At 67.1% G+C, this 13,476-nt stretch carries 9 protein-coding genes; 3 read left to right on the top strand and 6 right to left on the bottom strand.

The window, feature by feature from the left end:
• Nucleotides 1–8: 8 nt before the first annotated feature.
• Nucleotides 9–1,487, top strand: coding sequence for an NAD-dependent succinate-semialdehyde dehydrogenase (locus ACN9MV_RS28800; protein ID WP_426390525.1), 1,479 nt, complete (start codon nucleotides 9–11; stop codon nucleotides 1,485–1,487).
• A gap of 43 nt (nucleotides 1,488–1,530) precedes the next feature.
• Here the strand turns inward: ACN9MV_RS28800 and uvrA are convergent, their stop codons facing one another.
• Nucleotides 1,531–7,281, bottom strand: a complete 5,751-nt coding sequence (gene uvrA / locus ACN9MV_RS28805; RefSeq protein WP_426390526.1) for an excinuclease ABC subunit UvrA — start codon at nucleotides 7,279–7,281, stop codon at nucleotides 1,531–1,533.
• Between the two features lie 186 nt (nucleotides 7,282–7,467).
• On the opposite strand from uvrA, the gene ACN9MV_RS28810 reads away from it, so the two are divergent.
• Nucleotides 7,468–8,580 (top strand): ABC transporter substrate-binding protein, encoded by a 1,113-nt coding sequence (locus tag ACN9MV_RS28810; protein ID WP_093078365.1) that lies wholly within the window; start codon nucleotides 7,468–7,470, stop codon nucleotides 8,578–8,580.
• A 184-nt stretch (nucleotides 8,581–8,764) separates the two neighbouring features.
• Nucleotides 8,765–9,877, top strand: a complete 1,113-nt coding sequence (locus ACN9MV_RS28815) for an ABC transporter substrate-binding protein (protein WP_426390527.1) — start codon at nucleotides 8,765–8,767, stop codon at nucleotides 9,875–9,877.
• Nucleotides 9,878–9,886: 9 nt separating this feature from the next.
• Here ACN9MV_RS28815 and ACN9MV_RS28820 read toward each other — a convergent pair whose 3' ends face one another.
• The 5 genes from ACN9MV_RS28820 to ACN9MV_RS28840 form a co-directional block, all read right to left on the bottom strand.
• Complete coding sequence (locus ACN9MV_RS28820) at nucleotides 9,887–10,036, bottom strand: hypothetical protein (RefSeq protein ID WP_019656389.1); 150 nt, start codon at nucleotides 10,034–10,036, stop codon at nucleotides 9,887–9,889.
• Between the two features lie 119 nt (nucleotides 10,037–10,155).
• Entirely contained in the window at nucleotides 10,156–11,850 is a 1,695-nt protein-coding gene (locus ACN9MV_RS28825; protein ID WP_093056731.1) for an MFS transporter, read from the bottom strand.
• 172 nt (nucleotides 11,851–12,022) lie between these two features.
• The gene (locus ACN9MV_RS28830; protein ID WP_093078364.1) at nucleotides 12,023–12,679 is read right to left on the bottom strand and encodes a 2-hydroxychromene-2-carboxylate isomerase; all 657 of its coding nucleotides are present in this window, start codon (nucleotides 12,677–12,679) and stop codon (nucleotides 12,023–12,025) included.
• The gene (locus ACN9MV_RS28835) at nucleotides 12,676–12,942 is read right to left on the bottom strand and encodes a DUF1289 domain-containing protein (protein WP_093056733.1); all 267 of its coding nucleotides are present in this window, start codon (nucleotides 12,940–12,942) and stop codon (nucleotides 12,676–12,678) included. The genes ACN9MV_RS28830 and ACN9MV_RS28835 overlap by 4 nt, the downstream gene beginning before the upstream one ends.
• Nucleotides 12,939–13,427 carry a YbaK/EbsC family protein gene (locus ACN9MV_RS28840; RefSeq protein WP_093056785.1) on the bottom strand — a complete coding sequence of 163 codons (489 nt, stop codon included), beginning with the start codon at nucleotides 13,425–13,427 and terminating at the stop codon, nucleotides 12,939–12,941. Before ACN9MV_RS28840 ends, ACN9MV_RS28835 begins: the two co-directional genes overlap by 4 nt.
• Nucleotides 13,428–13,476: the final 49 nt, after the last annotated feature.

Consider the following 13,476-nt stretch of genomic DNA (forward strand, 5'->3'; position numbering starts at 1 on the left):
ATGACACCATGGACACGAAGACATCTCCCCTCGCGCTGCTGAACGACCCGACCTTGCTCAAGACCGATGCGCTGATCGCAGGCGAGTGGATTGCGGGCGCGAGCCGCTTCGACGTGAACGACCCGGCCACCGGCCGGAAGCTGGTCGACGTGGCCAACCTCACGCGTACGGACGCCGCGCACGCCATCGCCGCCGCCAACAAGGCGCTTGCCGCCTGGCGCGGCAAGACCGGCAAGGAGCGCAGCATCGTGCTGCGCAAGTGGTTCGATCTGCTGATCGCCAACACCGAAGACCTGGGCCGCCTGATGACCGCCGAGCAGGGCAAGCCTTTTGCCGAAGCCAAGGGCGAGGTCGCCTACGGCGCGAGCTTCATCGAGTGGTTTGCCGAAGAAGCCAAGCGCGTGAACGGCGAGGTGCTGCCGCAGTTCGACAACAACCGCCGCCTGTTGGTGATGAAGCAGCCCATCGGCGTGTGCGCGGCGATCACGCCGTGGAATTTTCCGCTGGCCATGATCACCCGCAAGGTGGCGCCGGCACTGGCCGCGGGCTGCACGGTCGTCATCAAGCCGGCCGAACTCACGCCGCTGACCGCGCTGGCCGCTGCGGAGCTGGCCGTGCGGGCCGGCATTCCGGCGGGCGTGCTCAACGTGCTCACGGCCGACAGCCAGAACAGCATCGCGATCGGCAAGGAGTTGTGCGAGAGCGACGTCGTGCGCCACCTGAGCTTCACGGGCTCCACCGAAGTGGGCCGCATCCTGATGAGCCAGTGCGCGCCGACGGTCAAGAAGCTGTCGCTGGAGCTGGGCGGCAACGCGCCTTTCCTGGTGTTCGACGATGCGGATGTGGATTCGGCTGTCGAAGGCGCCATCGCGAGCAAGTACCGCAACGCCGGCCAGACCTGCGTGTGCGCGAACCGGCTGTATGTGCAGGAAGGCATCTATGACGCCTTCGTCGAGAAGTTCGCGGCCAAGGTGAAGGCACTCAAGGTCGGCAACGGCTTCGAGGACGGCGTGATGCAGGGCCCGCTGATCGAGGATGCGGCCATCGACAAGGTGCAGCGCCATGTAGCCGACGCCATCGCCAAGGGCGGCAAGGTGCTGGCGGGCGGCCACAGGATGCAGGGCCAGTTCTTCGAGCCGACCGTGATTGCCGAAGCCACCCCCGACATGCTGTGCGCACGCGAAGAAACCTTCGGCCCCTTCGCGCCCGTGTTCCGCTTCAAGACCGAGCAGGACGGCATCGACGCGGCAAACAACACCGAGTTCGGCCTCGCGAGCTACTTCTACACACGCGACGTAGGCCGGATCTTTCGCGTGGCGGAAGCGCTGGAATACGGCATGGTCGGCATCAACGCCGGCGTGATCGCCACCGAGCACGTGCCCTTCGGCGGCGTGAAGCAGTCGGGCCTGGGGCGCGAAGGCTCGCACCACGGCATGGACGATTACGTGGAGATCAAGTACCTCTGCCTGGGCGATATCCAGAAATAAGAGGAGGAGGAGGAAGGCGGAGGCAAGCCCCGCCCTGCCCTGTCTATCGCGCCAGCACTGGCGCCAAGGCCACGCCGGTGTGCGTGCCGAGCCGCACCACTTCTTCCGGCGGCGCCGCCGCGACGATGCGCCCACCGGCGTTGCCGCCCTCGGGCCCGAGGTCGAGGATCCAGTCGGCCTCGGCGATCAGGTCGAGGTCGTGCTCGATCACCACCACGCTGTGGCCGCCGTTCACCAGCCGATGCAGCACGTGGATCAGCTTCTCGACGTCGGCCATGTGGAGGCCCACGGTCGGCTCGTCGAGCACGTACAGCGTGTGCGGCGCCTTCTGGCCGCGGCGGGTGATGTCGTCGCGCACCTTGCTCAACTCGGTCACCAGCTTGATGCGCTGCGCCTCGCCGCCCGATAGCGTGGGCGAGGGCTGCCCCAGCGTGAGGTAGCCGAGCCCCACGTCCTTCAGCAGCTGCAGCGGGTGGGCGATGTTGGGCATGCTGGCGAAGAACTCGACGGCCTCGTCGACTTCCATCTTCAGCACGTCGCCGATGCTCTTGCCGCGCCAGCTCACGGCCAGCGTCTCGGGGTTGAAGCGCGCGCCGTGGCACACCTCGCAGGGCACCTTCACGTCGGGCAGGAAGCTCATCTCGATGGTGCGCACGCCCGCACCGTCGCAACCGGGGCAACGACCTTCGCCGGTGTTGAAGCTGAAGCGCGCCGGGCCGTAGCCGCGCGCCTTGGCTTCGAGCGTGTCGGCGAAGAGCTTGCGGATGGTGTCCCAGAAGCCGATGTAGGTGGCCGGGCAGCTGCGCGGCGTCTTGCCGATGGGCGTCTGGTCGACTTCGAGCACGCGGTCGATGGTCTCGTAGCCCTCGACCTTGCTGCAGCCGGCCCAGGCCGGGCGCTTGCCGGCGGCGTCGGCGTCGCGGCCCGCCTTGGTCATGCGCTGCACCACGATGCCGTGCACGTTGGCCAGCAGCACGTCGCGCGCGAGCGTCGACTTGCCCGAGCCGCTGACGCCCGTGACCACCACCAGGCGATGCAGCGGCAGCGTGGCGGTCACGTCCTGCAGGTTGTGCAGGTCGGCGCCGTGCACGGTGAGCCATTCGCCGTTGTCCGTGGCCTTGGGGTTGGGCGAAGGCACGAGGCGGCGCGCCTGCAGCGGGTGCTTGATGGCATCGCGCAGGTAGCGGCCGGTCTGCGAATCGCCGGCGTTCTGGATGTCGGCCACCGAGCCCTCGGCCACCAGCCGGCCGCCACGCTTGCCCGCGCTCGGGCCGATGTCGATGATGTGGTCGGCGCGGCGGATGGTGTCTTCGTCGTGCTCCACCACCACTAGCGTGTTGCCCTTGTCGCCGAGCTTGTGCAGCGCGTCGAGCAGGATCTGGTTGTCGCGCGCGTGCAGGCCGATGGTCGGCTCGTCGAGCACGTAGCACACGCCCTGCAGGTTGCTGCCGAGCTGCGCCGCCAGGCGGATGCGCTGCGCCTCGCCGCCTGAAAGCGTGGGCGCGCCACGGTCGAGCGTGAGGTAGCCCAGGCCCACTTCTTCGAGGAATTCGAGCCGGCTCTTGATCTCGGGCACGAGATCGCGCGCGATCTCCGCTTCGCGGCCCGTGAGCGTCAGCCCCTCGAACCACTGCCGCACCTCGGTCACGCTCATGCGCGCGAGTTCGGTGATGCCGATGCCGCCCGAGCCGTCGGCCGCGGTGCCGAAGCCCACGGCGCGGGCCGTGGCGTTCAGGCGCGTGCCCTCGCAGGTCGGGCAGACCACGTCGGCCAGGTCCTCGACCTCGGGCTCTGCAAAGGTCTGCTCGCGGCCCTTGTTGTCGTCGGCCAGCACGGAGTCGTCGAACACCTTGCGCTGGTCCTTGCTGAGCTTGACGCCCGTGCCCACGCAATCGGGGCACCAGCCGTGCTTGCTGTTGTAGCTGAACAGGCGCGGGTCGAGCTCGGCGTAGCTGGTGCTGCACACCGGGCAGGCGCGCAGCGTGGAGAACACGTTCACGCGGCCGATGCCGGCGGCGGACACGCCCGCCATCATCGCGGCGCGCAGGCCGTCGAGCTGGCTCAGCACGTGCACCACGCCCTTGCCGTGTTCGAGCGCCTTGGTCAGCGCCTCGCGCAGCTCGGTCTCCTTCGATGGCAGCACGTCGAGGCTGGCCACGGGCAGCTCGATGCTGTGCTCCTTGAAGCGGTCGATGCGCGGGAAGCCGGTGGTCGGCAGGAAGTCGCCGTCCACGCGCAGGTGCGTGAAGCCGCGCGGGCGCGCCCAGTCGGCCAGTTCGGTGTACACGCCCTTGCGGTTGCTCACCAGCGGCGCGAGCAGGCCGATGTGCTGGCCCTTGAAGTTGCGCATGAGCTGCGCGGCGATGCTGTCGGGCGTCTGCGGCTGCACGGCCGCGCCGTCGTGAATGCAGTGCTGGATGCCCAGCTTCACGTACAGCAGCCGCAGGAAGTGCCACACCTCGGTGGTGGTGCCCACCGTGCTCTTGCGGCCGCCGCGCGACAGGCGCTGCTCGATGGCCACGGTCGGCGGAATGCCGTACACCGCGTCCACCTCGGGCCGGCCTGCCGGCTGCACGATGCTGCGCGCATAGGCGTTGAGCGATTCGAGGTACCGGCGCTGCCCTTCGTTGAAAAGAATGTCGAAGGCCAGCGTCGACTTGCCCGAGCCGCTCACGCCGGTCACCACGCTGAATTTGCCGCGCGGAATGTCGACGCTGAGGTTCTTCAGGTTGTGCTCGCGCGCGTTGACGATCTCGATCGCGTTGCTGCCCGGCGCCGTCTTCGCATTGGCGATGTAGCGGCGCGCGGCGCGCTCGGCCACCTTGTAGGCGTCGGGGCCGATGGCCAGCTCGTAGTCGGCCAGCGCGGCGCCGGTGAGCGAAGCGCGGTTCTCGCGCAGCTGCTCCGGCGTGCCTTCTGCCACCACCTGGCCACCGCCCTCGCCGCCTTCGGGGCCGAGGTCGATGAGCCAGTCGCTCGCGCGGATCACGTCGAGGTTGTGCTCGATGACGATCAGCGAATGGCCGGCGTCGAGCAGCTTGCGCAGTGCGCGCATCAGCCGCGCGATGTCGTCGAAGTGCAGGCCGGTGGTCGGCTCGTCGAACAGGAAGAGCGTGCCCTTGCGCGCCACCGACTGCTTGCTCGAGGTCGCGCTCTTGGCGGCCTCGGCCAGGAAACCCGCGAGCTTCAGGCGCTGCGCCTCGCCGCCGCTCAGCGTGGGCACGGGCTGGCCGAGCTTGACGTAGTCCAGGCCCACGTCGGAAATCGGCTGCAGCACGCGCAGCACGTCACGGTCGGCCTCGAACACGGTGGCCGCTTCGGCCACGGTGAGGTCGAGCACGTCGGCCACGTTGTAGCTCTTGCCCTTGCGCTCCACGCGCACTTCGAGGATTTCGGGGCGGTAGCGCTTGCCGTCGCAATCGGGGCAGCGCAGGTACACGTCGGACAGGAACTGCATCTCGACGTGCTCGAAACCCGAGCCGCCGCAGGTCGGGCAGCGCCCGTCGCCGGAGTTGAAGCTGAACTTGCTCGCGGTGTAGCCGCGCTGGCGCGACAGCGCCGCGGTGGCGAATATTTCGCGGATGGCGTCCCACGCGCCCACGTAGCTCGCGGGGTTGGAACGCGCTGTCTTGCCGATGGGCGATTGGTCGACGAACACCACGTCGCCCAGGTGGTCGGCACCGAGCATGCGGTCGTGCGCGCCGGGCGTTTCGGTGGCCTTGCCGAAGTGGCGCATCAGCGCGGGCGCCAGCACGTCCTGTATCAGCGTGGACTTGCCCGAGCCGCTGACGCCGGTGACGCACACCAGGCGCGCCAGCGGGAACTCGACCGCGATGTTCTTCAGGTTGTGCTCGCGCACGCCTTCGAGAATGAGGCGGTGCGTGTTCTCGCTCACGAGCCGCTTGAAGCCCATGCCGATCTTCTTGCGCCCGCCCAGGTACTGGCCGGTGAGCGTGTCGGCGTCGCGCAGCTGGTCGGTGGTGCCGTCGAACACGATCTGCCCGCCGCGCGCGCCGGGGCCGGGGCCCATGTCGATCACACGGTCGGCGGCGAGCATCACGGCCGGGTCGTGCTCGACCACCACCAGCGTGTTGCCGGCGTCGCGCAGGCGCAGCATGGCCTCGGTGATGCGGTTCATGTCGCGCGGGTGCAGGCCGATGCTGGGCTCGTCGAGCACGAACAGCGTGTTGACCAGCGAGGTGCCGAGCGCGGTCGTGAGGTTGATGCGCTGTACTTCGCCGCCGCTCAGCGTGCGGCTCTGGCGGTCGAGCGTGAGGTAGCCGATGCCGACGTCGTGCAGGTAGCGCAGGCGCGTGGTGATTTCTTCGAAGAGGAGTTTGAGGGCCTGGGTTTCGCCTTCGCTCACCGTGTGGCCGTTGCCGTGGTGCTCGACGCGGTCGAAGAGCCTGCGCAGCCGCTCGATGGGCAGCAGCATCAGGTCATGCAGGCATAGGCCCGGCAGGGCTTCGAGCTGCGCGCGCGTCCACTTGGCGCCCGTGGGCATGAAGCGCTTTTCGGGCGGCAGCACGGCGTCGGCGTCTTCCTTGCTGCCGATGCGCCACAGCAGGCTGTCGAGCTTCAGGCGCGCGCCGCTGCAGGTGGGGCATGGCGTGTAGCTGCGGTATTTGGACAAGAGCACGCGGATGTGCATCTTGTAGGCCTTGCTCTCCAGGTAGCCGAAGAAGCGCCGCACGCCGTACCACTGCTTGTTCCAGTTGCCTTCCTTGTAGTTGGGCGTGCCTTCGATCACCCAGTGCTTCTGCTCGTCGGTGAGCTTGTTCCAGGGGGTGTCGCGCGGGATGCCGGCGGTTTCGGCATGGCGCATGAGGTCGTCCTGCGCTTCCTTCCAGGCGGGCGTCTGGATGGTCTTGATGGCGCCGGCTCGCAGCGTGAGCTTGTCGTTCGGAATCACCAGGCCCAGGTCGACGCCGATCACGCGGCCGAAGCCGCGGCAGGTCTCGCAGGCGCCCACGGCCGAGTTGAACGAGAACATCGACGGGATGGGGTCGGCGTAGCGGATGTCGCTCTCGGGGCAGTGCAGGCCGGTGGAGAACTTCCAGACGTCCGTCGGCGCGTTTTCTTCGGCGCCCGTGGCGTGCACCGTGACACGCCCGCTGCCGCGCTTGAACGCCACCTCGATGGCCTCGACCACGCGCGAGCGCTCGGCGCTCGAGGCGCGGAAGCGGTCGGCCACCACGTCGAGCACCTTGCGCGGCCCGGTGGGCGTGGCCACCTCGCGCTCGGCCTGCACGCGCGTGAAGCCGCTGGCCGACAGCCACTGCGTGACTTCCTCGGCCGTGGTGCTCGCGGGCAGCTCGACCGGGAAGGTGACGACCAGCCGCGGATCGCCCGCCGCGGCCGCGCGCTCGACGATCTGCGCGTAGATGCTGTCGGGCGAATCGTGGCGCACCGGCAGCGCGGTTTCGCGGTCGAACAGGTTGGCCGCGCGCGCGAAGAGCAGCTTCAGGTGGTCGTTCAGCTCGGTCATCGTGCCGACCGTGGAGCGCGAGGAGCGCACCGGGTTGGTCTGGTCGATGGCGATGGCGGGCGGCACGCCCTCCACCTTGTCGACGGCCGGCTTGTCCATGCGGTCCAGGAACTGGCGGGCGTAGGCGGAGAAGGTCTCCACGTAGCGCCGCTGGCCTTCGGCGTAGAGGGTGTCGAAAACGAGGCTGGACTTGCCCGAGCCGCTGGGCCCGGTGACCACCGTCATCTCGCCGGTGCGGATGTCGAGGTCGAGGTTCTGGAGGTTGTGCTGGCGCGCGCCGCGAATCCGGATGGAGCCCTGTGTCATGAGTGCCTTGGGGGGTGGGGCAAACATTCTAGGGAGTGCTACATGACGGGTTTGCGCACTGCGTCACAAGGTCGGTGGCCGCACAGGGGTTTGTCCGGATGGAGTTTCAGACACTTTCAGAAACAAATACGACATTTGTTTTCACATGTTCCCGGGCCAGTTCCTGCATTCCCTCGAAAGACTTCCATGACAAAGACGCGCATGCTTTGCGCCGCCGCCCTGCTGGCCCTCAGCGCCGTGGGTGCGTCGGCCCAGATCCTGATCGGCCAGACCACCGGCGTGACCGGCTCGGTGGCCGCGAGCGTGAACGAGACCATCGGCGGCGCGCAGCTGCTGATCGACTCGGTCAACGCCCAGGGCGGCATCCACGGCGAGAAGATCGAAATACTGCGCATGGACGACGGCTTCGACGTGAAGCGCGCCAGCGAAAACGCTCGCGTGCTGATCGAAGACAAGAAAGTGCTGGCTCTGTTCATGAGCCGCGGCACGCCGCATTCGCAGGCCATCATCCCGTGGCTCGACAAGTACGACGTGGCGCTCATCGGCCCCTCCACCGGCGCGATGGTGCTGCACAAGCCGCTGCAGAAGCACGTGTTCAACGTTCGCGCCACCTACCAGCGCGAGGCCGAGAAGGCGGTGCAGCACCTGCTGACCATCGGCCTCACGCGGATCGCGGTGGTGCACGTGACCGACTCGTTCGGCACGGACGCACTCGAAGGCGCGATGACCGGCTTCGCCAAGGGCAAGGCCAAGCCGGTCGTGACCATTCCGGCCGACCGCGACAAGCCCGACTACAAGGTCATCGTGCCGGCCATCAAGGACGCCAATGCGCAGGCCGTGGTATGGATCGGCTCGGGCGTTGCCGTGGTCGACGGCATCAAGGCGCTGCGCGCGGGCGGCTCGGCGGCGCAGGTGGTCACGCTGTCGAACAACGCCTCCTCGGGCTTCATCAAGCAGCTGGGCGACGCGAGCAAGGGCGTGATCGTGACGCAGGTGTTCCCGAACGAGCGCTCGCTCGGCCAGCCGATGGTGAAGGAAGCCCAGGCACTCGCACAGGCCAAGGGCCAGGCGGAGCTGTCGCCAGCCATGCTCGAAGGCTTCGCCTCGGCCAAGGTGCTGGTGGAGGCGCTGCGCCGCGCGGGCCCCAAGCCCACGCGCGCGAAGATGGTCGCTGCGCTCGAAGGCCTCAAGGGCTACGACCTGGGCGGCGGGCTTGAAGTGAGCTATTCGCCGCAGGACCACAGCGGCATCGACTTCGCGGACCTTTCGATCATCAGCGACGGGCGCTTCAAGCGCTGAGCCCCGCCCTCGACTACGCCTTTCGAACCAACGGCCCGCCGGCAAAACCGGCGGGCCGTTGGCTCTGGGCATTCTGCAAACCTTGGTTTGACAGGGTTTCCGCGAACTGGCGGCAAGTGACGTTCAGCAACACATTACACACCTGCTGACAGAAGCACTCCGCTTCGTGGAAAGGCTTTGCTCGATGAAAAAGACGTTCACGTCCTGCGCCGTGGCGCTGCTCCTGGCCATGGCGGCCCCGGGCGCATCGGCCCAGATCCTGATCGGCCAGTCGGCCGATCTTTCGGGGCCGGTGGCGGCCAGCGTCAAGGAAACCATCTTGGGCTCGCAACTGGTCATCGACCAGGTCAACGCCCAGGGCGGCATCAACGGCGAGCAGATCGAGGTGATCCGCATGGACGACGGCCTCGACGCCAAGCGCTCGCTGGAGAACACGCGCGTGCTCATCGAAGACAAGAAGGTCGTCGCGCTGCTGCTCAACCGCGGCACGCCCAACACGCTCGCGGTGATTCCGCTGCTCGACAAGTACGGCGTAGCGCTGGTCGGCCCTTCGACGGGTGCGATGGCGCTGCACAAGCCGCTGCAGAAGAACATCTTCAACGTGCGCTCGACCTACCAGCGCGAGGCCGAGAAGGCCGTGCAGCACCTGCAGACCACCGGCATCCAGCGCATCGCCGTGGTGCAGGCCGACGACTCCTTCGGCAAGGACGCGATGGAAGGCGCGAACAAGGGCTTCGAGAAAGCGAACCTGAAGCCGGCCGTGGTCGCGCTGGCCGACCGCAACAAGCCCGACTTCGCGGCGATCGTTCCGCAGCTGACCAAGGCCAACGCACAGGCGGTGCTGTGGATCGGCTCGGGCACTGCCGTGACCGACGGCATCAAGGCGCTGCGCGCCGCGGGCTCGGCGGCGCAGATCATCACGCTGTCGAACAACGCGGCCTCGGGCTTCATCAAGGAACTGGGCTCGGCGAGTGCCGGCGTGATCATCACGCAGGTGCTGCCCTACGAGCGCTCCTTCGGCCACCCGCTCATCAAGGAAGCGCTGGCGCTGGCCAAGGCCAAGGGCCAGAACGACCTGTCGCCCGCGCTGCTCGAAGGCTTCGTCGCCACCAAGGTGATGGTGGAGGCGCTGCGCCGCACGGGCCCGAAGCCCACGCGCGCAAAGCTCATCGCCACGCTCAACAACTTCCAGTACGACGTGGGCGGCGGGCTCGACGTGAGCTACTCGCCGACGGACCACACGGGCATCGACTTCGTAGACCTGTCGATCGTCAGCGACGGCAAATTCAAGAGATAAGGCTGCGCCTTACTTGGGCGCAGCGGCGGGCGCAGGCTCGTGCGTGGTGGTATCGCCACCGTGCTTCTCGCCCGACATGTCGACCTTGTCGCCGGCCTTGGAGATCACGTACAGAGCAATGGCGGCAAAGATGACGAAGCCGACGACGAGTTTCCACATGGGTGTTGTCTCCTGACGAGGTTGATTGATTCGAGGGGTTCAAGAAAAAGGCCTCATGCGGTTGGCATGAAGCCTCTTTGTTGAACGGAGGGCATGGCGCCCTCCTGTGCGAGCGACGCTCAGTCGTTCGCGTAGATGTCCACGTTCTTGGTTTCGCGGATGAAGATCGTGCCCACCACCAGCGTGATGCCGGCAATGATGATCGGATACCAAAGCCCGTTGTACATGTTGCCGGTGGAGGCCACGATGGCGAAGGCAGTGGTCGGCAGCAGGCCGCCGAACCAGCCGTTGCCGATGTGGTACGGCAGGCTCATCGAGGTGTAGCGGATGCGCGTGGGGAACAGCTCGACCAGCATCGCGGCGATCGGGCCGTAGACCATGGTCACCAGCAGCACCAGCCAGAACAGCAGCAGCACCGTCATCACCTTGTTGATCTTGGCTGGGTCGGCCTTGGCCGGGTAGCCCGCAACCTTCAGGTCTTCGGCCACGCCCTTCTTGAAGGCAGCGATTTCCTTGGCGGAGTTCTCGTCGAACTTGGAGTTCGCGACGTTGCCGACCGGCGCCTCGACCGACTTGTCGCCGATCTTCACGATGGCCTTCGAACCCGGCGCGCCGGCCACGTTCTCATAGCTCACCGAGTTCTGCACGAGGTAGCGCTTGGCGATGTCGCACGAGCTGCGGAAGTCGATCTCGCGAGCCACCGGATTGCCCTGGAACGAGCAGGTCGCCGGGTCGGCCGTCACCGTGACGGCGGCCGTGGCCTGTGCGCGGGCCAGGTCGGGGTTGGCGGCTTCGGTCAGCATCTTGAAGACCGGGAAGTAGGTGACCACGGCCAGCAGGCAGCCGGCCATGATGATCGGCTTGCGGCCGATCTTGTCCGACAGCGTGCCGAACACCACGAAGAACGGCGTACCGAGCAGCAGCGCGGCGGCGATCATCAGGTTGGCCGTGGTCGCATCGACCTTCAGCTGCGCAGTCAGGAAGAAGAGCGCGTAGAACTGGCCCGAATACCAGACCACCGCCTGGCCTGCCGTGAGGCCGACCAGCGCCAGGATGACGATCTTCAGGTTCTTCCACTCGCCGAACGACTCGGACAGCGGCGCCTTCGAGGTCTTGCCCTCGGCCTTCATCTTCTGGAAGGCCGGCGATTCGCTCAGCGACAGGCGGATCCACACCGAGATGCCCAGCAGCAGGATCGACACCAGGAACGGAATGCGCCAGCCCCAGTCGTTGAACACCGCTTCGCCGAGCCATTCGCGCACGCCCAGGATCACCAGCAGGCTCAGGAACAGGCCGAGCGTTGCCGTGGTCTGGATCCACGAGGTGTAGGCGCCGCGCTTGCCGTGCGGCGAGTGCTCGGCCACGTAAGTGGCGGCACCGCCGTATTCACCGCCGAGCGCCAGGCCCTGCAGCATGCGCAGCGCGATCAGGATCACCGGCGCCGCGACGCCGATGGTCGCGTAGCTGGGCAGCAGGCCGACGATGAAGGTCGACAGGCCCATGATCAGGATCGTGACCAGGAAGGTGTACTTGCGCCCGATCATGTCGCCCAGGCGGCCGAACACGATGGCGCCGAACGGACGCACCAGGAAGCCGGCGGCGAACGCCAGCAGCGCGAAGATGAAGGCCGCGCCCGCATCCAGGCCACTGAAGAACTGCTTCGCGATGATCGCGGCCAGCGAACCGTAGAGGTAGAAGTCGTACCACTCGAACACGGTGCCGAGCGAGGAGGCGAAGATGACTTTCTTCTCCTCCGCTGACATGGGCCGGGGGGCCGGATGCGGCACTCCCCTCGAATCTAGTGTGGCTGCCATTGGTCATCTCCTGTGTATGCGTTCGTTGCGGTTCCCGGCATTCGGGACCGTGAGGCATTCTTGGAGGCGCGACTGACCCGAGCCTTGCGCGAAACTGAACCGACGCTTACGGATTAGGGTGAAACCCGCGCAGCGCGTTTCAGCCTGTAAGAAATTCGGCCCTTACCGGGTTTTACCTAGGTGCCTGGTTCTTGCTGCTGCGCAGCAGGGATGGGCGCTGGTCGGCCAAGGTCCATTGCGGGCCGTCGAACCATGCGTCGCCCATCAGATAGGCACGCAGCATCTGGAGGCCGTCGAAGCCCCAGAACAGGCGGCCATCGACCACATAGGCCGGCGTGCCGAACACGCCGAGCTGCAGGGCCTCGTCGGTGTTGCGCTTGAGCAGGGCCTTGCTCTCGTCGCTGTTCGCTTCGCGCTTCGGCTTCAGCTGTGCAGTGAGCGCAGCAAGGCGCGTGGCGTCGCCAGGCTCTTCACCGCCGCGCCACACGTGGCGGAAGACGGTCTCTGCCACAAGGCGGCTGATGCTGCCGTCGTCACTGGTCGACAGCGCGAGCCGCAGGTGGGCCAGCGGGTTGTAAGGATGCGAGGCCGGCATCTCGATCTCGATGCCGTTCGCATGGCCCAGCCAGAGCACGTGGCGATACGTCCAGCTGCGCTTCGACGGAATCTCTGCCGGGCCGAGTTGCCCGTGCTGCTTGAGCAGCGCGCCCAGCAGCACCGGCTTGTAGGCCACGCTGTAGTTCAGGCCTTCGAGCGCCTCGGGCAGGTGTTCGAACGCGAGATGCGCGTAGGGCGAGATGAAGTCGAGATAGAAGTCGATGTGCTTCATGCGTGCCTGTCTCCTGTGTCGGCTGGAGCCCGCCAGATGCCGGCCTTGGCCCGCAACTCTATCGCTCGCCACACATGGCGCCGCGTTTCGTCTTCCATCTTGCTCCAGCCCGCGATCTCGGGAATGGTGCGCAGGCAGCCTTCGCAGAAGCCGCTCAGGCGGTCCATGCGGCACACCGAGGAGCACGGCGAGGGCACGTCTTGCGCCATGGCCTGCACGGCCACGGCGCGTTCGGCGAGCGTTTCCGCCTCGTCGAAATTCACACCACGTCCGCCACCGGCGCGCCGGTGAGCTTCTCGAGGTCATGCGGGCGCAGCTGGAACACCGCATGCGGATGGCCCGCGGCCGCCCAGATTTCCTCGAAGCGGAACAGCTCGCGGTCGATCAGCACCACGGGCTTGGTCACATGGCCCACGGGCGAGACGCCGCCGATGGTGAAGCCGGTGCGCGCCTTCACGAAGTCGGCATCGGCACGGCCGGTCTTGCCGACCAGCGCATCGACCTTCTTCTCGTCCACGCGCTTGTCGCCCGAGGTGATGACCAGCACCGCCACTTCGTCGCTCTTGCGGCGGAAGATGATGCTCTTGGCGATCTGCCCGACGGAGATGCCGAGCGCGTCGGCCGCCTGCTGCGCGGTGCGGCAGGCGTCGTCGAGCATGCGTGGCGAATGGGGATGGCCGGCGTCCTGCAGCACGCGGGAGACGCGCTGGACGCCTTCGGGGAGGGAGTGGAGTTCAGAGCCGCACATGGACATGGATTCGAATCTATCAGGCACCGTGGTGCCGGGGGAATGAGGA

Source organism: Variovorax sp. R-27 (assembly GCF_049913215.1).
GTDB lineage: Bacteria > Pseudomonadota > Gammaproteobacteria > Burkholderiales > Burkholderiaceae_C > Variovorax.

What these genes read in the sequence shown, in the direction of transcription:
- ACN9MV_RS28840 (WP_093056785.1), bottom strand. Translation starts at nt 13,427, where the DNA reads ATGTGCGGCTCTGAACTCCACTCCCTCCCCGAAGGCGTCCAGCGCGTC.
- uvrA (WP_426390526.1), bottom strand. Translation starts at nt 7,281, where the DNA reads ATGACACAGGGCTCCATCCGGATTCGCGGCGCGCGCCAGCACAACCTC.
- ACN9MV_RS28830 (WP_093078364.1), bottom strand. Translation starts at nt 12,679, where the DNA reads ATGAAGCACATCGACTTCTATCTCGACTTCATCTCGCCCTACGCGCAT.
- ACN9MV_RS28800 (WP_426390525.1), top strand. Translation starts at nt 9, where the DNA reads ATGGACACGAAGACATCTCCCCTCGCGCTGCTGAACGACCCGACCTTG.
- ACN9MV_RS28825 (WP_093056731.1), bottom strand. Translation starts at nt 11,850, where the DNA reads ATGGCAGCCACACTAGATTCGAGGGGAGTGCCGCATCCGGCCCCCCGG.
- ACN9MV_RS28820 (WP_019656389.1), bottom strand. Translation starts at nt 10,036, where the DNA reads ATGTGGAAACTCGTCGTCGGCTTCGTCATCTTTGCCGCCATTGCTCTG.
- ACN9MV_RS28810 (WP_093078365.1), top strand. Translation starts at nt 7,468, where the DNA reads ATGACAAAGACGCGCATGCTTTGCGCCGCCGCCCTGCTGGCCCTCAGC.
- ACN9MV_RS28815 (WP_426390527.1), top strand. Translation starts at nt 8,765, where the DNA reads ATGAAAAAGACGTTCACGTCCTGCGCCGTGGCGCTGCTCCTGGCCATG.